The organism is Rubricoccus marinus (assembly GCF_002257665.1).
In the GTDB taxonomy this organism is placed as follows: domain Bacteria; phylum Bacteroidota; class Rhodothermia; order Rhodothermales; family Rubricoccaceae; genus Rubricoccus; species Rubricoccus marinus.
Genome location: NZ_MQWB01000001.1, coordinates 835,462 through 857,895 on the forward strand (window position 1 = coordinate 835,462; position 22,434 = coordinate 857,895).

At 67.9% G+C, this 22,434-nt stretch carries 22 protein-coding genes; 13 read left to right on the forward strand and 9 right to left on the reverse strand.

The window, feature by feature from the left end; all coding sequences use genetic code 11:
* Nucleotides 1-28: 28 nt before the first annotated feature.
* Entirely contained in the window at nt 29-1,120 is a 1,092-nt protein-coding gene (gene murB / locus BSZ36_RS03285) for a UDP-N-acetylmuramate dehydrogenase (RefSeq protein WP_179270993.1), read from the reverse strand.
* 95 nt (nt 1,121-1,215) lie between these two features.
* Here murB and BSZ36_RS03290 point away from each other — a divergent pair, with 95 nt between their 5' ends.
* The 3 genes from BSZ36_RS03290 (at nt 1,216) to BSZ36_RS03300 (ending at nt 6,190) form a co-directional block, all read left to right on the forward strand.
* On the forward strand, nt 1,216-1,590 hold the full coding sequence (locus tag BSZ36_RS03290; protein ID WP_094545979.1) for an MGMT family protein: 375 nt from the start codon (nt 1,216-1,218) through the stop codon (nt 1,588-1,590).
* A 229-nt stretch (nt 1,591-1,819) separates the two neighbouring features.
* Nucleotides 1,820-4,933, forward strand: a complete 3,114-nt coding sequence (locus BSZ36_RS03295) for a carboxypeptidase-like regulatory domain-containing protein (protein ID WP_094545981.1) — start codon at nt 1,820-1,822, stop codon at nt 4,931-4,933.
* A gap of 78 nt (nt 4,934-5,011) precedes the next feature.
* Nucleotides 5,012-6,190, forward strand: a complete 1,179-nt coding sequence (locus tag BSZ36_RS03300) for a RagB/SusD family nutrient uptake outer membrane protein (RefSeq protein WP_094545983.1) — start codon at nt 5,012-5,014, stop codon at nt 6,188-6,190.
* A gap of 111 nt (nt 6,191-6,301) precedes the next feature.
* Here the strand turns inward: BSZ36_RS03300 and BSZ36_RS03305 are convergent, their stop codons facing one another.
* From BSZ36_RS03305 to add, 4 genes are all read right to left on the reverse strand, one after another.
* Nucleotides 6,302-7,030, reverse strand: coding sequence for a TonB-dependent receptor plug domain-containing protein (locus BSZ36_RS03305; protein WP_094545985.1), 729 nt, complete (start codon nt 7,028-7,030; stop codon nt 6,302-6,304).
* 68 nt (nt 7,031-7,098) lie between these two features.
* On the reverse strand, nt 7,099-8,403 hold the full coding sequence (gene aroA / locus BSZ36_RS03310) for a 3-phosphoshikimate 1-carboxyvinyltransferase (RefSeq protein WP_094545987.1): 1,305 nt from the start codon (nt 8,401-8,403) through the stop codon (nt 7,099-7,101).
* Entirely contained in the window at nt 8,400-9,158 is a 759-nt protein-coding gene (locus tag BSZ36_RS03315; RefSeq protein WP_094545989.1) for a DUF1176 domain-containing protein, read from the reverse strand. Before BSZ36_RS03315 ends, aroA begins: the two co-directional genes overlap by 4 nt.
* Nucleotides 9,159-9,169: 11 nt before the next feature.
* A complete protein-coding gene (gene add, locus BSZ36_RS03320) occupies nt 9,170-10,207 on the reverse strand; it encodes an adenosine deaminase (protein ID WP_094545991.1) in 1,038 nt (345 codons plus the stop codon).
* Between the two features lie 147 nt (nt 10,208-10,354).
* On the opposite strand from add, the gene BSZ36_RS03325 reads away from it, so the two are divergent.
* The 3 genes from BSZ36_RS03325 (at nt 10,355) to yihA (ending at nt 12,477) form a co-directional block, all read left to right on the forward strand.
* Entirely contained in the window at nt 10,355-10,645 is a 291-nt protein-coding gene (locus tag BSZ36_RS03325; RefSeq protein ID WP_094545993.1) for a Sec-independent protein translocase subunit TatA/TatB, read from the forward strand.
* A 153-nt stretch (nt 10,646-10,798) separates the two neighbouring features.
* Complete coding sequence (gene sucD, locus BSZ36_RS03330; protein WP_094545995.1) at nt 10,799-11,680, forward strand: succinate--CoA ligase subunit alpha; 882 nt, start codon at nt 10,799-10,801, stop codon at nt 11,678-11,680.
* Between the two features lie 167 nt (nt 11,681-11,847).
* Entirely contained in the window at nt 11,848-12,477 is a 630-nt protein-coding gene (yihA, locus tag BSZ36_RS03335) for a ribosome biogenesis GTP-binding protein YihA/YsxC (protein ID WP_094545997.1), read from the forward strand.
* Nucleotides 12,478-12,496: 19 nt separating this feature from the next.
* Here yihA and BSZ36_RS03340 read toward each other — a convergent pair whose 3' ends face one another.
* Both BSZ36_RS03340 and BSZ36_RS03345 read right to left on the reverse strand, forming a co-directional pair.
* Nucleotides 12,497-12,988, reverse strand: coding sequence for a hypothetical protein (locus BSZ36_RS03340; RefSeq protein WP_143536735.1), 492 nt, complete (start codon nt 12,986-12,988; stop codon nt 12,497-12,499).
* A 115-nt stretch (nt 12,989-13,103) separates the two neighbouring features.
* A complete protein-coding gene (locus tag BSZ36_RS03345) occupies nt 13,104-13,448 on the reverse strand; it encodes a hypothetical protein (RefSeq protein WP_094546001.1) in 345 nt (114 codons plus the stop codon).
* A 38-nt stretch (nt 13,449-13,486) separates the two neighbouring features.
* On the opposite strand from BSZ36_RS03345, the gene BSZ36_RS03350 reads away from it, so the two are divergent.
* The gene (locus BSZ36_RS03350) at nt 13,487-14,101 is read left to right on the forward strand and encodes a rhomboid family intramembrane serine protease (protein ID WP_094546003.1); all 615 of its coding nucleotides are present in this window, start codon (nt 13,487-13,489) and stop codon (nt 14,099-14,101) included.
* A gap of 204 nt (nt 14,102-14,305) precedes the next feature.
* Nucleotides 14,306-14,794 (forward strand): hypothetical protein, encoded by a 489-nt coding sequence (locus tag BSZ36_RS03355; RefSeq protein ID WP_094546005.1) that lies wholly within the window; start codon nt 14,306-14,308, stop codon nt 14,792-14,794.
* A gap of 6 nt (nt 14,795-14,800) precedes the next feature.
* On the opposite strand, the gene BSZ36_RS03360 is transcribed toward BSZ36_RS03355, so the two are convergent.
* Together BSZ36_RS03360 and BSZ36_RS03365 are read right to left on the reverse strand one after the other, a co-directional pair.
* Nucleotides 14,801-15,505, reverse strand: a complete 705-nt coding sequence (locus BSZ36_RS03360; RefSeq protein WP_179270994.1) for an HAD family hydrolase — start codon at nt 15,503-15,505, stop codon at nt 14,801-14,803.
* 132 nt (nt 15,506-15,637) lie between these two features.
* A complete protein-coding gene (locus tag BSZ36_RS03365) occupies nt 15,638-16,798 on the reverse strand; it encodes a hypothetical protein (RefSeq protein WP_094546009.1) in 1,161 nt (386 codons plus the stop codon).
* A 162-nt stretch (nt 16,799-16,960) separates the two neighbouring features.
* On the opposite strand from BSZ36_RS03365, the gene BSZ36_RS03370 reads away from it, so the two are divergent.
* The 5 genes from BSZ36_RS03370 (at nt 16,961) to pdxA (ending at nt 22,411) form a co-directional block, all read left to right on the forward strand.
* Nucleotides 16,961-17,617 (forward strand): hypothetical protein, encoded by a 657-nt coding sequence (locus tag BSZ36_RS03370; RefSeq protein WP_094546011.1) that lies wholly within the window; start codon nt 16,961-16,963, stop codon nt 17,615-17,617.
* Between the two features lie 284 nt (nt 17,618-17,901).
* A complete protein-coding gene (locus tag BSZ36_RS03375) occupies nt 17,902-19,017 on the forward strand; it encodes a DHH family phosphoesterase (protein WP_179270995.1) in 1,116 nt (371 codons plus the stop codon).
* 122 nt (nt 19,018-19,139) lie between these two features.
* Nucleotides 19,140-20,585: a leucyl aminopeptidase family protein gene (locus BSZ36_RS03380; RefSeq protein WP_094546016.1), complete on the forward strand. Its 1,446-nt coding sequence runs from the start codon at nt 19,140-19,142 to the stop codon at nt 20,583-20,585.
* A 52-nt stretch (nt 20,586-20,637) separates the two neighbouring features.
* Nucleotides 20,638-21,372 (forward strand): hypothetical protein, encoded by a 735-nt coding sequence (locus BSZ36_RS03385; protein ID WP_094546018.1) that lies wholly within the window; start codon nt 20,638-20,640, stop codon nt 21,370-21,372.
* Between the two features lie 43 nt (nt 21,373-21,415).
* On the forward strand, nt 21,416-22,411 hold the full coding sequence (gene pdxA, locus BSZ36_RS03390; protein WP_094546020.1) for a 4-hydroxythreonine-4-phosphate dehydrogenase PdxA: 996 nt from the start codon (nt 21,416-21,418) through the stop codon (nt 22,409-22,411).
* Nucleotides 22,412-22,434: the final 23 nt, after the last annotated feature.

Genomic DNA, 22,434 nt, shown 5'->3' on the forward strand with positions numbered 1-22,434 from the left:
GTTGAAGCCGCGCGCCTACGCCAGAAGCCTACCGGCGCTCGGCGTCCGCGTGCGCCTCGGGGTGGCCGCCGGGCGGGACACCGTCGGTGAACCCGTCCTCGTTTTCCCATCCGTGCGCGGGGACATCACCCAGGTCGCCGAAGTCGCCGATCATCCCGATCTCCGTCGAGAGCCGGTAGCCCTGCTCCCGCTCGACGGTCTCCTGCACGTAGCCGATCAGGTGCCGCACGTCGCGCGCCGTCGCGCCGCCAGTGTTGATGAGGATGTTGGCGTGTTTGTGCGTCACCATCGCGCCACCGATCCGCGTGCCCTTGAGCCCGCACCAGTCCGCGAGCCGGCCTGCGCCCACGCCGTCGATCTTCTTGAAGATGCTCCCCGCCGAAGGCTCGGTCGCCAGAGGCGGATGCCGCGCGCCGCGCCATTCCAGGTTGCTCTCGATGGTGCTTGTGAGCACCTCCGGGGCCTCTGGCGCCAGGCGGAACGTCGCCGCGAGCACGATCACGTCCGGGCGGATGTGGAGCGTGGAGAAGTCGTATCCGAAGTCGAACCAATCATGGTCCACGGTCTCTCGCGAGCCGTCCTCCATCAGCAAGTCCGCGCTTTCCACCACCTCCTCGATAAACATCGTCCGGGAGCGGTCCGGCGAGAGGAAGTGAAGGTTCTGCCACAGCGCGCCCCCCACGCTGGACGGAATCCCGGCGTAGTGCTCTAGCCCGCTGAGGTTCGCCGCGACGGCCTGCCGGATCAGCGGCTCCCAGACGACGGTCCCGCTCTCGGCCCACACCCGGCCGCTGGCGGCGTCGGTCTCCACGTGCGCCGCGCGGTTGCGAATTACGACGCCCCGGAAGCCGCCGTCACCCACCAAGATGTTGGCGCCCAGCCCGAGCACGAACAGCGGCACCTCGTGCTCGCGCGCCGCGACAACGGCCGCCGCCAGCTCGTCCGCCGAATGCGCCTCCACGAACAAGTCCGCCGCCCCGCCGATCTTGAACGTCGTGTACGGCGCCAGAGGCTCGTTCTCGCGGATGGTGCGGACCTCTGGCGTGAGCGCCTCGCGCAGCGCCGCAAGCCGTGTGGTCAGTTCGGAAGGGGAGACGGAGACGGGTTCGACGTGCGCCACGGAGACGGGAGGGTGGTGGACTTCTGGCGAGACCTCCGCCAGAGGTCGCCTAGTTTAGGCGCACTCCCCGCCTCTCGCGTTCCGCGCCCGTTCACGTGCCCCGTGCTGCCGCTCCCAATCCTGCGCCAGAGGCCCGCGACGATTTCTACGCGCGGGTGTGGGCCGTTGTCGGGCGCATTCCGGCGGGCCGCGTGACCACCTACGGGCACGTCGCGCGGTACCTAGACGCACCACGGGCATCGCGCGCCGTCGGGTGGGCGCTCAAGGCCGTCGCGGCCTCGGAGCGGAGCCTCTTGGAGATCCCATGCCACCGCGTCGTCAACCGAGTCGGCGCGCTCTCCGGCCGGCTCCACTTCCCCACGCCGTCCGCGATGGAGGAGCGGCTTCTGGCGGAAGGCGTCGCGTTCACGCCAGAGGCGCGGGTGGACCTGGAGGCCCACTTGTGGGACCCGCAGCACCCCCACCGTTGACCTTCGCTTGGCGACCGCTCGCCAGAGGCCGCGTTGCGCTCGCCGTGCGAGGCGGACCGTTCAGGCTCTGAAACGGCTGTCAGGATGCGCAGTCTGACCGTTGGCGGGCCGAGAGTGGCTGAGCGGCTAGAGGGTGTGTTACCATTAGGAGACTTCACAGACAGTCCCTACCCCGAGGCTTCTCGGTGCTGCCTGTGAGTTCGATTTCCCTACCACCGCATCGGTACCCATGCGAATCTCTATACCCTCACGGGCGTGGTCATCCCTGACGAAGTCCCTTGGGCTCTTTGGGATCCTCCTCGCCTGTCTCGCGGCGAATCCCGCGCACGCACAGCAGACCGGGCTCATCTCCGGTCAGATCCTCGACGCCGAGTCCGGCGACCCCGTCATCGGCGCAACCGTCCGCATCGCAGCGCTCAACCGCGGCGCTGCGGCGGACGTTGATGGCAACTATTCCTTTGCTGTCCCAGCAGGTGCTTACGACCTCGTTGCGAGCTCCGTCGGGTACGTCACCATCGAGCGCCGCGTGACGGTTGCCGCAGGGCAGACGGTTACGCTGAACCTCGCGCTCCAACCAGACCTGGACCTGCTGGACGAGATCGTCGTGACCGGAGCTCTCTCCGAGCGCTCGATCGGACGCTCGGAGGTTGCCGTGTCCCGCGTGGACGTGGAGGCCCTTACGGAGCAGAACGAGTACCAAGACGTCTCGCAGCTCTTGAACGGCAAGGTGGCCGGTGTCAACGTGCAGCCCTCCTCGGGCAACGTCGGCGGTGGTATCCGCTTCAACGTCCGCTCCGGTGGTGGTCTCAACGGTAGCGGCCAGCCGCTCATCTTCGTGGACGGCGTCCGCATCGATGACTCGCAGGTCACCGGCTTCGGCGTGGGCGGTCAGGGCACGAGCGCCCTTGCCGACATCAACCCCAACGACATCGAGTCCATCGACGTGTTGAAGGGTCCGGCGGCTGCAGCGCTGTACGGAACCGATGCCTCGAACGGCGTGGTCATCATCACCACGAAGTCCGGCAAGATCGCGGGCTCCGGTGCGGCTCCGTTCAACATCACGCTCCGCTCCACCGTTGGCGAGAACAGCCAGCAGACGGAGTACACCGCTGACAACGCCTTCCAGACCTTCGAGGACGCAAACCGCATCTTCCAGGACGGCGCGATCTACGAGAACGGCGTCAGCATCTCCGGTGGCTCCCAGACGGTCCGCTACTTCGGCCAGTACAACCGCCGCGACGAAGAGGGCATCGTGCCCAACAACATCTTCGACCGCACCTCGCTCCGCGCCAACTTCGACGCGTTCCCCTCTGACAAGCTTCAGCTGGGCGTCAACTTTGGCTTTACGCAGAGCGCCACGAGCCGTCCGCAGAACGACAACAACGTGATCGGCTTCCTTGGCAACACGCTGTTGCGCCCGGCCTCGTACCTCTTCACGGACTCCATCGCGGTCAACGCGGCGGAGAACACCCAGCGCAGCAACCGCTTCCTCGGTTCCGTTGAGGCGTCGTACTCCCCGTTCAAGGCGCTCACCTTCCGCGGCAACGTCGGCCTCGATGCGTCGGACCTCCGCCAGGACGACTCCGCGCCTCCGGGGCTCGCTTACCCGGGCGTGGGTACGCGCGGCTCCCGTGGCATCTACAACCGCGAGCGGGATCAGGTCTCGTTCGCCGCAAGCGGCCGCTACCAGTTCAACGCCACGGAAGAGCTGAACCTTCAGACTTCGATTGGCTTGCAGGGCTATGACGCACGCACGCGCTCGTTCAACCTGCAGAACTTTACCTTCGCGACGGACCTGATCACCGACATCGGGACGGGTACGGAGTACCAGGCCTCTGGCGAGTTCCAGTCCGGCGAGCGTCAGCTCGGCCTCCTCGCAGACCAGTCCATCTCCTACGGCAACCTGTTCAACGGCTCCTTCGGGTTCCGTCAGGACTACGCCACCGCGATCGGTGGAGAGACGCCCAGCATCTTCTACCCGTTCGCTCGTGGCGCCGTCCGCCTCGACGCTCTCGATGCTACGCCTAGCTTCTTCAGCCTCCTGAAGCTCCGCGCGGCGTACGGCCAGAGCGGTCAGCTTCCGGGCACGCTCAACGCGCAGCGCCTCCTCTACGGTGCCGCCGTCGGTGGCTTCGGCTCTGGAGCCGTTCCTGCCGTTATCGGCAACCCGGACATCAAGCCGGAGCGCGTGAGCGAGTTCGAAACGGGTCTCGACCTCGAACTCGGCAACCGCCTGACGGCAGAGTTCACGTACTACATCCAGCGCGTTACCGACTCAATCGTGGGTGTGAACCAGGCGCCGTCTACGGGCCAGGTCGCATCGCTCGTGCCGCTCAACGTGGGACGCGTCGACGGGCAGGGCATCGAGTTGGGCCTCCGCGGCACCGTCCTCGATATGGCCGCAGCGTCGCTCGAACTCGGCGCGGTCCTGAGCTACCAGACCAACGAGGTCAAGGAGCTTGGCATCAACCCGTTCACGCTCAACCCGAACGCCCCGCTGTACGACGGCTTCGACGTCAACGTGATTCGTCCGGGCACGTGCGCGTACCAGACGGATGTCCCCGACGATTACAGCCCGCGTCAGACCGCGGAAGACTGCCCGACGTTCATCACGGACGGCTTGCCGCGCTCCGGATTCTACACGACGCCCGTCAACGGCGCTCTGTTCAACGACGCCGGCGCCTACATCGGCGTCGACGCAGGCATCAACGAGGACAACGTCGACCTCTACATGGATCGCCTGGAGTCCGGCGAGTGCGAGTACAACCCGACCAGCGGTGACTCTCGCTGCTTCTACGGCACGCCGTACCCCGAGTACAACGGCTCGTTCACGGCGAACATCTCGCTGTTCCGGGACTTCCGCGTCTACGCCCTCTTCGACTGGGCTGTGGGCCTCAAGGTGCTGAACAACACGCGCAACTTCCAGCTTGCCTTCGGCAACGACCGTGAGCGCGCGGAGCTCGCCGACCAGCTCGGCATCGGCTCCACCGATGACTTCCCGAACCTGACGCCAGGTACGCAGGAGTACACCGACGCCGCGAACGCATACGCTCGCACCAGCCGGAACTTCGACGCCAACCTGATCGAGGACGCGGACTACATCAAGTTCCGCGAGCTCAGCATCAGCTACGACCTCGCAGGCCTCTTGCGCCGCGTGCCGCAGTCCCCCGTTCGGACCGCGCAGTTCACGATTGCTGGCCGCAACCTGTTCACCTCAACGCCCTACAGCGGTGTGGACCCCGAGGTCAACTTCGCCGGCGCACGTAGCCTCTCGCAGGGCCAGGACTTCCTGACGCTGCAGAACCCCCGTGTGATCTACGCCACGCTCACGGTTGGCATCTGATGCCCTCCCTCGGCCCGCAGCACGAGGCTGTGTTGCGGGCCGACTCCGTGACTTCGCGTGACCAGATCCCAAACTTCCATGTATAAGAACATCCTTCTTGCCGCTCTGATTACAGGAGCCGGCTCTCTCACAGCCTGCGACTCGTTTGTCAACGACGTCAACGGCCCGGTGGACTTGGTGCCATCGGATTCTCTCGACAACCCCGCCAACCTGGATTTCGTCATCACGGGGGTCCAGCAGCGATTTGCAACGACGCACGGAACTGCGGTCCTTCTCGCCGACGGCCTGAGCGACGCGTACCTGTTCGCAGACGGAACGACCGGCGCGACCTTCCCGACCTACATCGAGATCGATGACGGGGAGATCACGTTGGACAACAACTCCGTTGACGGCCTCTACACCAACGTCAACGAGCTCCGCTTCCTCGCGGACGACCTCCTTGCCCGCGTTACGGATCGGGTGGAGTTCCGCGATGGAGACGAGGATCTGCGCGACCGTGCGTTCTTTACCGCGTACTTCTACGGAGGCGTGGCGCGGTACTACCTCGCGACGTACTTCGGTCTCGAAGAGCGTCTTGGAGGCGGCACCATCGATGCCGGTCCGTTCATCCCCTCGGCCGAGCTGTACGCTCAGGCAATCGAGCGGATGACCTCCGCGCTCGACTACGTCGACGCGGGCTCTCGCGAGGCGAAGATCGTGAACTCGTCGATCGCACGTGTGCACCTGTACAATGGCAACCTCGACGCCGCGGCTACCTTCGCGGCAAACGGGCTGGCACCGGGTGACGCTCCGTTCGTGGCGCAGTACAACGCGCAGTCCAACAACCCCGTCTGGATCGGCGCTGGCCGTGGTCGTACGCAGTTCGCTGCAGACGCGCGCTTCGGCGATGATGGCGATGACCTCACGCCAACGGAGCCGTACGAGCTGGACTTCATCCGCCAGGCGGTCTACCTCCTCGACTCGGATCCCATTCCGTTCATCTCCGCAGAGGAGACGAGCCTGATCCGTGCCGAGGCCGCTCTCGACGACGGTGACGATGACGGCGCTCTCGCCTTTATCAACGAGGCCCGTGGCGACCGCGATGATCTCGACTCCGTAGATCTGGACGTCCTCATCGAGCAGCGCGATCAGATCCTGTTCACCCAGGGCGCTCGCCTCGTGGACCAGCGTCGGTTCGACCGCTGGCACCTGGGACCGAACACCTGGCAGTACCTGCCGATCACGCAGACGGAACGGAACTCCAACCCGAACCTGTAAGCGAGATCCCGATGGACAAGTAGAAGCCCGGAGTGCTCTCAGCGCTCCGGGCTTCTCGTATGCGGTGACGACGGTGAAGCGCTGACCCGGATAGGCTGCTCCGCGCTACGGCTACCGTGCCCGCGTCCAAACGAGAATGGCGCCGCACTGCGTTTGGTTGATGTCAGCCGAGAACTCAGCAGGGACTTCAGCGGGGCCTTTGTAGATCTCGACAGCGAGCACGCCGTCCAGCGGGACCGTGTCCAGTTGCATCGCGAGGCCTCTGGCGGCGACGCCGTCGAAAAAGACGGCGGGGGAGCAGTCTCGGCGGCGGGTAGAGGTGATGCGGGTCTGGCCGAACTGGGACTCGATGCGCAAACCGGTCACCCCTCGGAATATGTCGGAGAAGCGGATGGCGCCCGCTTCTTCGAGTTCCTCGATCGTCTTGAAGGTGCCGCTGCGCGTATCGCGGCGTTCGTAGAAGCCAGAGCGTTGGAGGCGCGCGGCGTTGAACTTGTCGGCCTCCACGTTGATGGCGTCCAGCGCCACGGCCTCTGGCGGCAGCAGGAACGTGACCCGGGAAGAGCGAGAAAGTACGAGGGTGGTGTCCGTCGCCGTGTAGCCAAGAAAGGCCGCAGCGATCTCCTGCTCCCCGGGTGCGAGGTCGCTGAAAAGGGCCCGCCCGTCGACGTTCGTCGTCCTCAGCTCGTTGCCGACGGCAACGTTAGCCCCTGCCAGAGGCGCTTGGGTGTCGGCATCGCGGACAACGATGAGGAGGCGAAGCGCGGGTGTCGTCGGCTCCTGAGCCGCGAGATCGGCCGGAAGCAGGGAAAACGCGCAGAGAGCGAGGAGGAAACGCATAGCAGGACGTGAAGCTCAGCTACCAAAGAACGGGTACGGCTCCTCTGGCGCAAGTCCCGCCGGAATCCCTACGCGCCGTCCATGCTGACAGTCCCTTTGCCGGCCACGGCATCCAGCGCGTCCCAGAAGCCGGGAAAGGAGACCGATGCCGCCTCAGCGCCATGGATCGTCGTCGCGCCAGAGGCCGAGAGGGCCGCGATGGCCGCGGCCATCGCGATGCGGTGGTCGCCTCTGGCGTGGACCTCGGCGCCGCGCAACGGGGTGCCGCCCTGAATCACGAGACCGTCTGACCGCTCCTCGATGGTGGCGCCCATCGCGCGGAGAAACTCGGCGGTGACGGCGATGCGGTCGGTTTCCTTGACGCGGAGCTCGGCCGCGTCGCGGATCACGGTTTGGCCGCTGGCGTGGGCCGCGGTGACGGCCAGGACCGGGATCTCATCGATCAGGTTGGGGATGATCGCGCCGCCGATCTCGACGCCGACGAGACCGCCAGAGGCCTCGACGCGGAGGTTCGCCAGAGGCTCGCCGGCGTAGTCGCGCTCGTGCATCGTGGTGATCTTCGCGCCCATCGCGCCGAGAACGTCGATCAGCGCCGTGCGGCTGGGGTTCAGGCCTACGCCGGACATCTCGATCACGCCGTCCTCGGCAAGAGCCCCCGCGACGAGGAAAAAGGACGCCGCGGAAACGTCTTTGGGCACGACGCGGAGCCGCGCTCGGATCTCGCGTCCGCCTTCGATGGAGACGTGCCGCTCGCCGTCGAAGTCGATGGCGTCCAGGCCGAGCATGCGCTCGGTGTGGTCGCGCGAAGGCTCGGTCTCGACCACCGTGGTCTCGCCTCTGGCGGAGAGCCCAGCGAGGAGGACGGCGCTTTTGACCTGAGCGCTCGCCACGGGCAGGCGATAGGTGATCGGCGTCAGCTCGCGACCACGGATCGTGATCGGCGCGTGGCCGTCGGTGAGCGAGATGTCGGCGCCCATCTCGCGCAGCGGGGCCGCGATGCGCTCCATCGGGCGGCCCGAGAGCGAGGCGTCGCCGGTGAGAACGCTCTCAAACGGGAGTCCGGCAAGGACGCCCGCCAGAAGCCGCATCGTCGTCCCGGAGTTGCCGCAGTCCAGCGGAGCCTCTGGCGTGCGGAGCCCGCCGGGTCCGCGGCCGGTGATAAACAGGCTGCCGTCGCGCTCCTCCATCTCCACGCCCAGTTGGCGCAAGCACGAAAGCGTGCTCTGCGGGTCCTCCGCCTCGGAGAAGCCGACGATCTCGCTCACGCCAGAGGCCAGCGCGGCGAAGATGGCCGCGCGGTGCGCGATGGACTTGTCGGGAGGGAGAACCGGCGAGCCGGCAAGAGCCGGGGCGGGGTGGACGGTAACGGTCATTCTGCGGTGTACACGACAGGCCACGCCTCTGGCGGGGGGATGTCGTCGGGGATCGTGTCACCGCACGCGCGCTGGCGGACCTCGCTCAGCTCCATCTCGTCGCCAGAGGCGAGCGCGTAGGTGATAAAGTTGCCGCAATCGCCGATGCCTCTGGCGCGGCCAAAGGTGGTGACGACGCGGTCGGTGAGGCGGTCCCAGGACGGCGTGGAGAACGTGGTCTCGGAGGCGTCCATCGGCTGCCCGTTTTCGTCCGTCGCGGGGGCACGGAGAAGCGTGGCGCGGTCGCCGCGGATGCGGACCAGGGCGTAGCTGCCCTGGTAGGCCCCGAAGTCGCAGGTCACCGCGACGACGGCCTCGGTCTCCGTGATCAGGCCGACATCGAGCGTGCCGCGCGCCCAGTGCGCGCCCTCCGTTGGCGTCGGCTCGTAGACCGCGGCGCCGTTTTCGTCGATGTAGGTGTCGCACGCGCGCCTCCAGCCGACCGCTTCGTCGAGTTCGGCGGCAAGCGCTTGGGCCCGTAGCGTTTCGGCTTCGTCCGGCCCCGCGTCGTCGATCTCGTCGCCAGAGGCTTCGTCCAGCATCTCAGACCCCTCGGCGTCGAACCGGAGGCCTTTCGCCTCGGCGAGCCACGCCTGCGCGTCGAAGCCGGAGGCGGTCTCGCCAGAGGCCTCTGGCGCAGCGCCGGTGGTCTCGGGTGCGTCGGCGCACCCGGCGAGGAGCAGCCCGAAAAGGGCGAGGGGGAGGAGTCGGGCCATATCGCCAGAGGCTAGGCGTCGCCCGCGAGCTCGCGGGTGACCTGGGAGAGGAGGGACTGCTTCTCGGGCCACGGCAGGAACGCGTAGCGGAAGCCGTTGAGCGCGATCTCGCGCAGCGCGTCGGCGGGGATCCCGCAGCGCGTGTGCGCGAGCCACAGCTCGTCCGTGACCGTCGTGTGGGAGAAGAGGCGGTTGTCCGTGTTGATGGTAACGGGGACGCCCGCGCGGACGTATTCCGCGACCGGGTGCGCCTCGTAGCTGGCGACGACGTGCGTCTGCACGTTGCTCGTGGGGCAGACCTCCAGCGGGATCTGACGGTCCACGAAGTAGCGGAGCAACTCGGGGTCCTGGCCCAGCGTAACGCCGTGGCCGATGCGGTGCGCGCCGCATTTGAACAGCGCCTGCCGGATGCTGGCCGGGCCGAAGCTCTCACCGGCGTGGACCGTGATGTTGAGGAGCTCCTTGCGCGCGAGGTAAAACGCCGCGCCGTGCATCTCGGCGGGGTTGCCGCTCTCGCCGCCGGCGAGGTCGAAGCCCAGCACGCCGCGCTCGCGGTAGCTCGCGGCCAGTTCGGCTTGGGCGAGGCTCGCGCTCTCACGCCGGTCACGCAGCCCGCACACGATGAGGCCCGTTTTGATGCCGTGGTCGCGCTCGGCGTCGGCGAGGCCGGCCAGAACGGCGTCGTTGACCTGCCACATGGTGAGGCCCTCGTCGGTGTGGAGAACGGGTCCGTAGCGGACCTCCATGTACCGGACGTTTTCCTTCGCGGCGTCCTCGGCCAACTCGTACGCGATGCGGTGGAGCGCGTCGCGCGTCTGCATCAACGGGATGGAGTAGCCGAACCACGCGAGGTACTCTTCCAGCGTGGCGCGGCGGTCGATCTTCTGCAGCTCGTCTGCCATGCCCTGCTCCGTATCGGCGGGCAGCAGGTCGGGTTTGCCCTGCTCTCTGGCGAGGTCCAGCATCGTAGAGAGCCGGAGCGAGCCGTCGAGGTGGCAGTGGAGTTCAGCCTTGGGCCAGGCGAGGATGTCGTCGCGAGTGAGAGCCATTGGGGGGCGTGGTGTCGTCCGCGAAGCTACGCCTCTGGCGCCAGAGGCCCGGCCGCGCGCGTGCGAAGTCGCGGTGGACTGGGAGCCTCGCGAGCGCTCGCACGTACCTTCATACACGCACATCCGGCCGCTACACGGCCACACGCTATGAGTCTCGGACCCTGGGAGATCGCATTCATCTTCCTCGCCATCCTCCTCCTCTTTGGCGCCAAGCGCATCCCAGAGATCGCGCGCGGCCTCGGCAAAGGCATCCGCGAGTTCAAGGACGCCACCAACGACATCAAGCAGGAGCTGAACGTGACGGACACGACGCCGCGGCAGGTGCCGCAGCAGACGCAGTACGTCGCGCCGCCGCAGGCCGTCCCGCCGCCTGCGCAGCACGCCGCCCCCGCACCGCCCGTTGCGCCGCCCGCTGAGGGCCAGGCGCTCAGCGAGTAACGCCCGCCTCTGGCGCCAGAGGTGCCGTCCGTATACGCCAGAGGCCTCGGCTGCGCCGCCGGGCCTCCGGCTTCGTCGTTTCCTACGGGTCTCGGGCCCGCCGCGGGGTGAGATTGTCCCGCGCAGTCTCTTCCTGACCTCCACTTCTCCGACATGAGCATCCTCGTCAATCAGAACACTCGCCTCGTCGTCCAGGGCTTCACCGGCAAGGAAGGCTCCTTCCACGCCGAGCAGATGATGGAGTACGGCACGAACGTCGTCGCAGGCGTCACGCCCGGCAAGGGCGGCAGCAAGCACCTCGACCGGCCGGTCTACAACACGGTCCGCGAGGCGGTCGAGAAGGAGGGCGCCAACACGTCGGTGATCTTCGTGCCGCCGCCGTTCGCCGCTGACGCGATCCTGGAGGCGGCCGACGCGGGCGTCGAGCTGATCATCTGCATCACCGAGGGCATCCCCGTTCAGGACATGATCCCGGTCAAGCCCGCCCTGCAGCGCCGCGGCGTCCGCATGATCGGGCCGAACTGCCCGGGCGTTCTGACCCCTGGCGACTCGGTCAAGGTCGGCATCATGCCGACGATGATCTTCTCGCCCGGCAACGTTGGCGTCGTCTCGCGCTCCGGCACGCTCACCTACGAGGCGGTCGACCAGCTCACGCGCGCCGGACTCGGCCAGAGCACAGCGGTCGGCATCGGCGGTGACCCCATCATCGGTACGCAGTTCATCGACGCGGTCAAGCTGTTCGACGCGGACCCCGAGACCGAAGCCATCGTGATGATCGGCGAGATCGGCGGCGCAGCGGAGGAGGAGGCCGCGGCCTACATCAAGGCCAACGTCAAGAAACCCGTCTTCGGCTTTATCGCGGGCCGCACGGCACCTCCCGGACGCCGCATGGGCCACGCCGGCGCCATCGTCTCCGGCGGCAAGGGCACGGCAGAGGCCAAGCTCGAAGCCATGCGCGACGCCGGCATCACGACCGTCGAGAACCTCTCGACGCTCGGCGACACGGTCAAGGCGCACTTCGACGCCGTCGCGTAGCGACCCCGCTTTGCATTTTGGGCCGCCGGTTCCTCGTGAGCCGGCGGCTTTTTTGCGCCAGAGGCCTCTGGCGCGCGTCCCTCTCTCCAGCTCTCAGAAGAGGGGCGCCGTGCCGACATTGGCACTCGTCTCTGGCGCCAGAGGCCCGCATCTGCTCCACGCTTGCTATGAACATCAAGTCCGCCCAATTCGTGACCGCCGCGCCCGGCTGGGCGCAGATGCCGGAAGACGGCACGCCAGAGGTCGCCTTTCTCGGGCGCTCCAACGTGGGCAAAAGCTCGCTGCTCAACGCGATGCTGGGGCGCAAGGCGCTCGCCCACACGAGTGGTACTCCGGGCAAGACGCAGGCGCTGAACTACTACCGCATCAACGGGCGGCACGAGCAGCAGGACGGCGCGCTGGGGCAGGGCGGCTTTTTCCTGGTGGACCTGCCGGGCTACGGGTACGCGAAGGTGTCCCAGAAGGTGAGGGCGAAGTGGCAGCAGCTGATCGGGCAGTACGCGATCGGCCGGGCCGAGACGGGCCAACTCCGCGCCATCGTACACCTCGTAGACGGCCGCCACCCGCCGACGAAGCTGGACACCGAACTCGCTCTCCTCTTGCGCGAAAGCGCCGCGCCTCACATCGTGGCGTTGACCAAGGGCGACAAGCTCTCCGGCAACACGCGCCCAAAGGCGGAGGCGACCGCTCGGAAGCACTTCAAGGCGCTCGGCCTGGAGCTTCCGGTTGTGACCACTTCGGCGCAGACGAAGCGAGGCATCGAGGACCTGTGGAAGTGGGTAGAGCCCAACCTGTAGCCTCTGGCGGGTGGGGGCGCTACTGCTGAGCGGCGCCAGAGGCCTCTGGCGCCAAAGGTTGCGCCGAGCCAGTCCCGCTGATGCGGCGCCACGTCCACTCGGCGGCGAGCCCGAACGGGATCGCGGTGATGGCGAACGGAAGGGCCAGCATGAGCAGACCGAAAAGGGAGCCCGGCGACGGCGGCGTCCCCGTGGTCCCCGCGATCCACATGCCGAGGCCCAGGGCGCCGATCACGCCAGAGGCCACCGTGACCGCGATCCCGAGTTCGACGCCGTGGCCGAACCATCGGGCAAAAAGCAGGGCGTACTCGCTGCCCACGAACGCCGCCGCGAGCGCCGAGGCAAATAGAGGGCCGAGGATGTCTTCAAACGCGATGTTGACGCCGCAGTCCCCTCCACACATGGAGTCGGGAGAGTCGGACAGCACGAACCGGAGGACGGGAAAGGCCGCCAACCAGTACAGCACGGCGGCTGCGGCGAAGAGAAGAGCGGGCGTAAGGCGGGAGCGCACAAGACGGGTGGCGGCGCGGTGCCAGCCAGTTCCGGCCGCGCGGCTCTGAGGATACCGCGAGGGCACGACCCAAAGGAGAGCCGACTGGCCTCTGGCGCCAGAGGCGAGATCTGGGCTATCCGCCGACGCGGAGCAGCGTGGTGCGCATGCCCGTGACGGGGCTGCTGAGGTCCAGCGTGTCGCCGCTCACGCGCGCGACGAACTGCTCGGCGCCTTGCTGGTCGCGCAGGGTGAGGAGCGTATCCGAGCGCAAGAGGTAGCGCGCCGAGAACGTCTGCGCGTCGCCCACGCTGGGACGGACGACGATCTGCGCGCGACCGTCAGCAAAGAAGGTGTAGCGCGTCATGATGCCGTCATCGTCGGCACCGATCTGGCGCCACGTGCCGACGAGGTCGCCGCTGGCGTCGCCGCACGCCGCCAGCGGCGCGAAGAGCAGGAGCAGGAGGGAGGCTGTGCGCATGGTGCCGGTAACTTACCCGTCCTCCCCAGCCTCGCCTGATGCTCGCCGAACTGATTCAGACGCCCGTCTCGCTCTTCTTTCTCACGCTCAACCTCCTCGTCGGCGCGTACTCGCTGTTCGTGGACCCGAGCCTGATCGGGAAGTGGGCCTTCCGGCCGTACGTCGTCCGCCAGAGGCACGAGTTGGGCCGGTGGGTGACCGCCGGATTCGTACACGTGGGCCTTGCGCACCTCGCGTTCAACATGATCACGCTGTACTACTTCGGCCCGCAGATCGAGGGCGTGCTGGGCCCGTGGCGCTTCCTGGCGATCTACCTCGGCAGCGAACTCGCGGCCAACGCGCTGACGTACTGGCGCCACAAGGACGACCCCAATTACTCCGCCGTTGGGGCTTCTGGCGCGATCTCGGGCGTGCTGTTCTCGTTCGTGCTCTTCGCGCCGTTCGCGATGCTCGGCGTCATGTTCATCATCCCGATGCCCGCCATCGTGTTCGCCGTGCTGTACGTCGCGCTGAGCATCTACTCGTCCAAGCAGGGCGGGGGCCGCATCGCGCACGAGGCGCACCTCGGCGGCGCGCTCGGCGGAGTGGTCCTGACGATCCTGCTATACCCACCCGTGATCGGCATCTTTCTGAGCGAACTGGGGTTGGGCTAAGACGCCCTACCCAAACCGGCAGTCATGGCGAGCGCAAGCGACACGATCTCGACACGCTGAGTGTGGGGGAACAGGATCGCCGCGCTCATCGCGAGGACACCCTTATGGGTTTGTGAGGCGATCTAACCTGCACTTGGGCATCTGCCAGAGGCTTGCGCACCTCTGGCGAAACGCGTACTGTGCGGCTCCTTTGCCGCAACGCTCGTGCGCATCCCAATCCTACTCGTTTGCCTGCTGGCGCTCGCCGCCTGCGACTCCACCTCGGACTCTGAAGGCGTCGCCAGAGGCCAGTTCGAGGCCACGCTGACTGGCGCTGTCGACGCGTCGCTACGCGGGACCGCCGTGGCTCAGCGTCGCAGCGATGTGGGCGAGGAGTCGCTCGTGGTGATCACGATGCTGGAGGGCGGCTTCTCCGGCCGCGCGCTCTCGCTGATCGGCGATGAGCAGTCGTTTGCGCGCAGCGGCACGGTGTCTCTCGGAAGCGACGAGGCCATCGCGCTCGTCTACACCGACCTCCGCGGCGATACGGGCGAGACGCTGTACGCCAGAGGCGGGAGCGTCACCTTTACTCAGACGAGCGAGAGCCGCATCGTCGGGACGTTCTCGGCCCAGCTGAGCGTTATCGACGCGCCCACCTCCACAGCGGCCGAGGTGGAGGGATCGTTCGATGCGGTGAACCTCCCTCTTCCTTGAGGGCTTCTAAGCGCCCGCGAGGCGCAGCACGTCGGCCCAGTCGGTAAACGCCAGAGAGGCGAAGTTGTCGTGCTCCGGGTCGCCGTCTTTCCATGCGACGGTCCAACCCGCCTGTGTGCCGCCTTCCACGTCGGAGTGGAGCGAGTCGCCGACGTAGAGGATGGCCTCTGGCGGCACGCCCGCACGTTCGGTCGCGAGGTCGAACGCCGCTGGAGTCGGCTTCCAGGCGCCGATCTCCTCGGCGATGAGGACGGCCTCTGGCGCGCAACGCTCGGCGATCTCCGGCAGGTGCGCCAGCTTGGCCCGCTGCTGCTCCTTGAACCCGTTGGTGAGGACCCCGACCGGGAGCACGTCCGCAACGGCGTGGAACGCCTCGCGCGCGCCAGCGGCCCAGTCCCAGTGCGCGCTGTAGCGGTCCAAGTACACGCCAGAGGCAGTGTCAGGGTCGAGAGCGGTCACGCCCAGGGCGCTCAGCGTGTGGGCAAAGCGGAGGCGCTTGAGTTCCTCCTTGGTGATCTGGCCGCGCCCGTACTGCCGCCACAATGGCCCGTTGTGGGTGCGGTAGGCCGTGTGGAGGTCGCTGAACTCCAGGTGCCCCAGGTGCTCCGCGTGGTGGGCGTGAAAGTCCGCGAGGGCGCGGTGCTCGGCCAGCCGGTGGTCGAGAAGCGTGTCGTCGAGGTCGAAGTAGACGAACTGCGGGGCTGCGGACATGGGGACGGGGGCTGTCAGAGATGAGGGGCGCGCCTGGGCATCCATCATACGGCCCGGGCCTCTGGCGCCAGAGGCCCGACGGCTTGGAGAAACAGGGGAGCAAAGGAAACGGCCGGGATGACGCTCCGGTCTCTAGTCCTCGGAGCCCTCAGGCCCGCGCGGCGCCCCCAGGCCCTTCTCGAACATCGCGTACTCCTTGTCGCGGGCGCAGCCCAGCTTCTCCAGAGAGTTGACGAGCGAGGCGTTGTTGTCCAGCACCCAGCTCAACTCTGCCGCCTCGTAGCCCATCTCGCGGCCGTTCACGATGGTGTGGTGGATGAGAAGCGCGTCCAAGCCCAGGTTGCGGTGCTCCGGTAGGATGCCCATCAGCGCCATGCGGATCTCGTAGATGCCGCCGGCTTTGATGGTCCCGAGCAGCTTGGGCAGGCCGAGCGGGAGCAGGCGCCCCTTCGGGAGCTTTTTGAGCGCGCGGTTGAGGTTGGGGAGGCTCGCGGCAAATGCCACAGGCTCGCCGTTCAGTTCGGCGAACAGGAAGATGTCCTTCTCGATGACCGGCTTGAGCTCTTTGGCGAGGTGCAGCGCCTCGTGCTCGGTGTAGGGCACGTGGCCCCAGTTCTCGGCCCAGGCCACGTTGTAGATCCGCATGGCCGCCGCGATGTCCTCGTCGAAGCGGTTCATGTCCAGCGTGCGGATAGTCACCCCGGGGTTGCGGCGCTGCACGATCTGCGCGCCTCGCTCCATGCGCGCGGCGTTGATGTACGCCTCGTGGACGTAGAAGGCCCACATCGTCATGGCCCGCTCGAATCCGTAGCGCGTGAGGTACTCCTCGTAATAGGGGTAGTTGTACGGGAGCAGGATGGCGGGCGGGCGGTGGAAGCCGTCCACGAGCAGGCCAGCCACGTCGTTCATGCTCGGGTTCGTCGGCCCACGCATGCCGGTAAGGCCCTTGCCCCGCAGCCAGTCGCTCGCGGCGTCGAGCAGCGCCTCGGCCACGGCGTAGTCCTCGACGGTCTCGAAAAAGCCGAAGAAGCCATTGCCGTCGGCGTACTTCTCCAGGTGCTTGCCGTTCTTGATCGCCGCGATCCGCCCAACGGTCTCGCCGTCGCGCTCGGCCAGGAACAGCTCGATCTCGCCGTGCTCGAAGAATGGGTTCTTCTTGGGGTTGAGCACGTTCGCCTGGTCCATGCGCAGCGGCGGCACGAAGTGCGTAGCGCCGGCATAGTGCGCGTAGGGGAAGTCGAGAAAGGTGCGGCGGTCGGAGCCGTTCTGGACGCGGCGGACGGAGACGGACATGGGGCGCAGGGGGAGGCGCGCAAAGGTAGCGCCGGCGCCCACACCCCCTGGCGGCCAGGACGCCTCTGGCGCCTCCCGCCCGCGCCAGAGGCCACACGGGGAGCCCATGACGGGCGCGCGGCGGGAATCCCGTAGTGACGGGTGAACTCCTCTTCCTGACCCATGACCCTCCGATTTCTCGTTCTCGCCCTCGCTTTCTCACTCACCGCCTGCGGCGGAGACGACGTCTCCACCGACGAGGTCCAGGAGACCGGCGCACCGTCCACCGCCTTCGGGCGGGCCGCGCAGGGCATGGGTGCCCTGAAAGACATGGCGGACCAGATGGAGGAGAGCGCCAACACGGCCCCGGCTGAGCCGGTCAACCACCGCGTCCTCGCCGAAGTGCTGCCCGAGGAGGCTGCCGGCTTCCCACAGGCGAGCACCGAAGGCGAGTCCCAGAGCATGGGCGGCGCCTTTTCCATCTCGCAGCGCTCGGCGGTCTACGAAACCGAAGGCGAAGACGGCCAGATCACCGTCGAGGTCATGGACCTCGGCGGGCTGCCCAGCGTGGCCATGTTCGGCGCGCCGTGGGCGATGATGGACGTGGACAAAGAGACCGACACCACCTACGAGCGCACGATCACCTACCAGGGCCAGCGCGGCTACCGGAAGTACGACACCGAGCGCCGCCGTGGCGAGCTAAGCGCACTGATCGAGAACCGCTACCTCGTCAAGGTCTCCGGCCGCGACGTAGAGGACGCACAGATGGAAGAGGCGCTCCAGGCCGTCGATACGCGGCGGCTCGCGAGCATGAAGGACGAAGGCCGCCCGGCCTCCTGAGCCTCTGGCGTAATGCGTAATGCGTAATGCGTAATGCGTAATGCGTAATGCGTGAGGGGCGCGGCTTTTTTTGTTCCGGTGAGGCAGCGTTTCCTTGTCCGGCCTCTGGCGCCAGAGGCGAGCGCGAAGCAGCTTTACTCGGTACTCGGTACTCGGTACTCGGTACTCGGTACTCGGTACCCATGCCGGCGCGTGAAGTCCGGGCGCATCGCCAGAGGCCGGGGTGGCAGCGGGGAGCCGCGGCTGCGGCGGCGCGTAGCTTCGACGCCCGCTTCTGCTCTCGCATGTCTGTTCTCGACTCCCCCGACCTCGCCACCATCCGCGACGCGCTTCTGGCGGCGCAACGCGTCGTCATCACGACGCACATCCGGCCGGACGGCGACGCGCTCGGCAGCGAGATCGCCGTCGGGCGGTGGCTACGCGGCATGGGCAAGGCGGTCTACTGCCTCAACGCCGATCCCGAGCCCAAACCGCTCCGCTGGCTGCTGGACGAGCAGCCTAAAAAGCTCGTCCGCACCTACGACCCCGGCGCGCTCAGCCACGCCGAACTCATCGCGAGCGCCGACGCGCTGCTGATTGTGGACGTCAACGCCGAGCACCGCTTGGGCAGCGTCGGCAAGCCGTTCCGGGACGCCGCCGCCGCGGGCAAGCCGGTCTACCTCCTGGACCACCACCCGGACCCCGAGACGTGGTTCACGGCCTCGTGCGTCCGCACGGACGCCGCCGCCGCTGGCGAGATCGTCTACGACCTCATCGCCGGGCACGACCCCAGCGCCATCGACCGCGCCATCGCGACGGCGCTCTACGTCGCGATCATGACGGACACCGGCTCGTTCCGCTTCGGCTCCACGACGCCGCGCACGCACGCCATCATCTCGGACCTCTTGGAGCGCGGCGACTTCAAGCCCGAGCCCATCCACGTCGCGCTGTACGACGGCAAGACGCCAGAGGCGCTGCGCCTGCTCGGCCGCGCGCTGGGCTCCATCCGCAGCCACTACGACGGACGTCTGACCTCGATGACGGTCTCGCAGGAGATGCTGAGCGCCTCTGGCGCCGACTTCCAGGACACCGAGGGGCTGATCCAGTACGCCCTCGCGATGGAGGGCGCCGTCGCATCGGTGATCTTCCTGGAGACGCTGAGCGGAATCAAGATCTCGTTCCGCTCCAAAGGCGACTGCCCCATCAACGGCTGGGCTGGGCGCTACGGCGGCGGCGGGCACGCCAACGCCTCGGGCGCGTACGTCAAGAACCGCCCGCTGGAGCAGGTCCGCAAAGACGTGATCGACTCGGCTCCCGTGCACGTTGTCGCTCCGCCGGAGGCTGTCGCGGAGGCCGAGGAAGGCCACGAGCTTTCCGAGGAGGAACTCGCGCTGCTCGCCCAGTTCCAGAGCAACCGCTAGGCCGCCCGGCGTCCGCGAACTCCTGTTCGCCTCTGGCGCGTTTCCTCCGTGACCTCGCGCGACACGCCCCGACCGGACGGTCTCTGGCGCCAGAGGCCCACTTTTTATCTCCCGCCCCCGCTATGACTCCCGCTCCTCTTTCCGATCTCGACGCCGATCTCGTGTGCCTCTTCCTCGACGGAGAGGCGGCGCCAGAGGCGTGGACCGAGGCATACGGCTCTGCCGCCGCTTCGGCCGCCGCCGATGCCGCGGCCTCTGGCGGCCCGGCGGCTTTCTACCCCGCAGGTGGCCCGACGCGCGTCGTGATCGTGCCTCTGGCGAAGGAGGTGGAGGGCGCGGAGCGGTGGCGGTGGAGCGGCGCGAGCGCTGCGGCGGTCGCCTCTGGCGTGAAAGCCGAGCTCGTGACGCTGGACGCACCGGACGCCGCCTCCGCCGAGGCCGCACTGGAGGGCTTCCTGCTCGGCGCCTACCGCTTTGACCGCTACCGCACGAAGCCCGACGAGACGCCAGAGGCCGAGGTCACGGTCCGCATCCCCGAAGGCGCCACGCCCGACGAGAACGCCGCCCGCGTCCGCGCCGAGGCGACGAACGCCGCCCGCGATCTGGTCAACATGTCGCCAGACGAGAAGATGCCGGCCGACCTCGCGGACGCCATGCGCGAGGGCGCACAGGCCGTCGGGCTGCGCGTGGAGGTGTGGGACGAGGAGCGGATCGAGGACGAGGACATGGGCGGTCTCCTCGCGGTCAACCGCGGCAGCCTGGATCCGGCGCGGTTCGTCGTGATCGAGCACGCGCCAGAGGCGGCCTCTGGCGACGGGCCGGTGGTTCTCGTGGGCAAAGGCGTCACCTACGACACCGGCGGCCTCTCGCTGAAGCCGACGAAAAACTCGATGGACAAGATGAAGGCCGACATGGGCGGCAGCGCAGCCGTCTACGGCGCCATGCTGGCGCTCGCGCGGCTGGACGTGCCCGTCCACGTGATCGCGCTGATCCCGATGTCCGACAACCGCCCCGGCCTGCGCGCCTACGTCCCGGGCGACGTCATCCACATGCACTCCGGCGCCACCGTCGAGGTGCTCAACACGGACGCCGAGGGCCGGATGCTCCTCGCCGACGCGCTCTCGTACGCCAGAGGCCTGAAGCCCAGCCTTGCGGTGAGTGTGGCGACGCTTACCGGCGCGCAGGGCGTGGCGCTCGGCGAGCGCGTGGCCGCCGCCATCACGCGCGAAGGCGAGGGGCGCGACATCCTCCACCGCCAGTTTATTGGCGCCGGCGAGGCCTCTGGCGACCGCGTGTGGCCGCTCCCGCTGTTCCCGCACTACGCGGCGCAACTCAAGAGCGACGTGGCGGACCTCAAAAACGTCGGTGGCGCGATGGCCGGGACCATCACCGCAGCGGCCTTCTTGGACCACTTCACGCGCGACGACGAGGGCGAGCCCGCCTATCCGTGGATCCACCTCGACATCGCGCGGCCGTCTTTTCTCGACTCGCCGTTCGGGATGCACCCCAAAGGCGCCACCGGCTTTGGCGTCCGCCTCCTGCTGGACGCGATTTCAGAGTCCGCCTGACAGACCCTCGGCAGCGCGCGGCGTTACCGTGCACGCCCCTTCCCCTGGCTCCATGATGACCTCCCGCCTCTGGCGCGCCGCGCTCCCCGCGTTTCTCGTGCTCGCCGCCTGCGAACGCGCCCCCGACGCTCCCCCGGCTGACGGCTCCAACCCCGACGCGACCGTCGGCGTTGAACTCCCCGCTGGGGCCACTGCGGACGGCCAGCTAAGCGGCGTCAACCCCGGCTTTCTCGGCGCGACGGCGCCAGAGGACGCCTACGACCTGGGCGACGGTGCGGTCTGCTACATCTACGCCAACCACGTCGTGCGCGTCTCGCCGCGGACCGAAGGCGGCATCACCGGCGAGCCGCGCGGCGACGAGGTCGCGGTCCTCGCCAGAGGCGAGACAGGCGCGCGTGAGCAGTGCTCCGAGCCCGGCCGCATCGTGACGCAAGAGGACGAGGCCGACACCTTTGCGGGCATCGAGGGCGACGTGCTGTTCCTGGACCGCGCCTCTGGCGAGGCCGGCCGGATGCTGATCGCGATGGACCTGGACGCGAACGACGAGGTGCTGATCGAGGACGCGTACGAGGGCGACACAGTCGAGATCGAGAACGGAGGTCTCCGCTTCGGCACGTTGGAGCGCACCACGACTGCGGCGGCGGACCTGGTGGGCGTGGAGTGTGAGCAAGGCGCCGAGTTCGTCGAATCCGGCCTGGAAATCGGCATCGTGCGTCTGGTCGAGTACGACATCGACGCCCGCGAGCGCCGCGAGACGGACCGCCGCGTCTGCATCCCGCTCGACTGATCCCATCGGCCTCTGGCGCCAGAGGCTTTGTAGAGGCACGTCTATGCGTCCCACGCTCGCGCTCACGCTTGGAGATCCCAACGGGATCGGCCCCGAGATCGTCCTGAAGGCCGCGCGAGACGCCGGCCTCGCGCCTCTGGCGCGGCTCGTGGCCGTCGGTCCCGCGAACGTGTTGGAGGCGCAGGCGGACGCGCTCGGGCTAGGACCCATCACGCGGCTGGATGGCTTTGCGGACGTAGCACCAGAAGGCACGCTCGGCGTGATCGACACGGGGGACGCCGAGACCGAGTGGGGCCGCACGACGGCCTCTGGCGGCCGCGCCGCCATCGACGCGGTCGCGCGGGCGTGCGACGCGTGCCTCTCGGGTGAGGCCGACGGCATGGTCACGGCACCACTCTCCAAAGAGGCGATCTCGCTGGCGGGCGTCTCGTTTCCCGGTCACACAGAGTACCTCCAAGACCGGACCGGCGCCCCAGACGTGGTGATGGTGCTGGCCTCGAACCTCGCCAGAGGCGCACTCCGCGTGGCGCTCACCACCGTTCACGAACCCATCGCGCGCGTGGCCGCCCTCGTCACGCAGGAGCGGATCGGGACCGTGCTGAACACGCTCGACGCCGGGCTGCGCCAGAGGCTCGGCGTGCCGGAGCCACGCATCGCGGTTCTCGGCCTCAACCCTCACGCGAGTGATGGCGGCGTGATCGGCGCGGAAGATCTCACGGTCGTAGCCCCGGCGGTGGAGGCAGCGCGGGCGCGCGGCGTCAACGCCAGCGGCCCGTTTCCGGCCGACGCGTTTTTCGGTCGCGGCTCGTGGTCACGAGTGGACGCAGTCCTCGCGATGTACCACGACCAGGGCCTCGCGCCGTTCAAAGCGCTCGCGATGGGCGGCGGTGTGAATCTCACGCTCGGGCTCCCCATCGTGCGCACGAGCCCGGACCACGGTACGGCCTTCGACATCGCGGGCCGTGGCATCGCGGACGCCTCCAGCTTTGCCGAGGCGGTGCGGATGGCGGCCGAGATGGCTGTAATGCGTAATGCGTAATGCGTAATGCGTAATGCGTAATG

Bases quoted from the DNA above. Each gene is read 5' to 3' on its own strand.
- yihA (WP_094545997.1), top strand. From the start codon at position 11,848: ATGAACATCAAGTCCGCCCAATTCGTGACCGCCGCGCCCGGCTGGGCG.
- add (WP_094545991.1), bottom strand. From the start codon at position 10,207: ATGGCTCTCACTCGCGACGACATCCTCGCCTGGCCCAAGGCTGAACTC.
- aroA (WP_094545987.1), bottom strand. From the start codon at position 8,403: ATGACCGTTACCGTCCACCCCGCCCCGGCTCTTGCCGGCTCGCCGGTT.
- BSZ36_RS03380 (WP_094546016.1), top strand. From the start codon at position 19,140: ATGACTCCCGCTCCTCTTTCCGATCTCGACGCCGATCTCGTGTGCCTC.
- BSZ36_RS03385 (WP_094546018.1), top strand. From the start codon at position 20,638: ATGATGACCTCCCGCCTCTGGCGCGCCGCGCTCCCCGCGTTTCTCGTG.
- BSZ36_RS03295 (WP_094545981.1), top strand. From the start codon at position 1,820: ATGCGAATCTCTATACCCTCACGGGCGTGGTCATCCCTGACGAAGTCC.
- BSZ36_RS03370 (WP_094546011.1), top strand. From the start codon at position 16,961: ATGACCCTCCGATTTCTCGTTCTCGCCCTCGCTTTCTCACTCACCGCC.
- BSZ36_RS03350 (WP_094546003.1), top strand. From the start codon at position 13,487: ATGCTCGCCGAACTGATTCAGACGCCCGTCTCGCTCTTCTTTCTCACG.
- BSZ36_RS03305 (WP_094545985.1), bottom strand. From the start codon at position 7,030: ATGCGTTTCCTCCTCGCTCTCTGCGCGTTTTCCCTGCTTCCGGCCGAT.
- BSZ36_RS03375 (WP_179270995.1), top strand. From the start codon at position 17,902: ATGTCTGTTCTCGACTCCCCCGACCTCGCCACCATCCGCGACGCGCTT.
- BSZ36_RS03315 (WP_094545989.1), bottom strand. From the start codon at position 9,158: ATGGCCCGACTCCTCCCCCTCGCCCTTTTCGGGCTGCTCCTCGCCGGG.
- BSZ36_RS03360 (WP_179270994.1), bottom strand. From the start codon at position 15,505: ATGTCCGCAGCCCCGCAGTTCGTCTACTTCGACCTCGACGACACGCTT.
- BSZ36_RS03365 (WP_094546009.1), bottom strand. From the start codon at position 16,798: ATGTCCGTCTCCGTCCGCCGCGTCCAGAACGGCTCCGACCGCCGCACC.
- BSZ36_RS03345 (WP_094546001.1), bottom strand. From the start codon at position 13,448: ATGCGCACAGCCTCCCTCCTGCTCCTGCTCTTCGCGCCGCTGGCGGCG.
- sucD (WP_094545995.1), top strand. From the start codon at position 10,799: ATGAGCATCCTCGTCAATCAGAACACTCGCCTCGTCGTCCAGGGCTTC.
- pdxA (WP_094546020.1), top strand. From the start codon at position 21,416: ATGCGTCCCACGCTCGCGCTCACGCTTGGAGATCCCAACGGGATCGGC.
- BSZ36_RS03325 (WP_094545993.1), top strand. From the start codon at position 10,355: ATGAGTCTCGGACCCTGGGAGATCGCATTCATCTTCCTCGCCATCCTC.
- BSZ36_RS03300 (WP_094545983.1), top strand. From the start codon at position 5,012: ATGTATAAGAACATCCTTCTTGCCGCTCTGATTACAGGAGCCGGCTCT.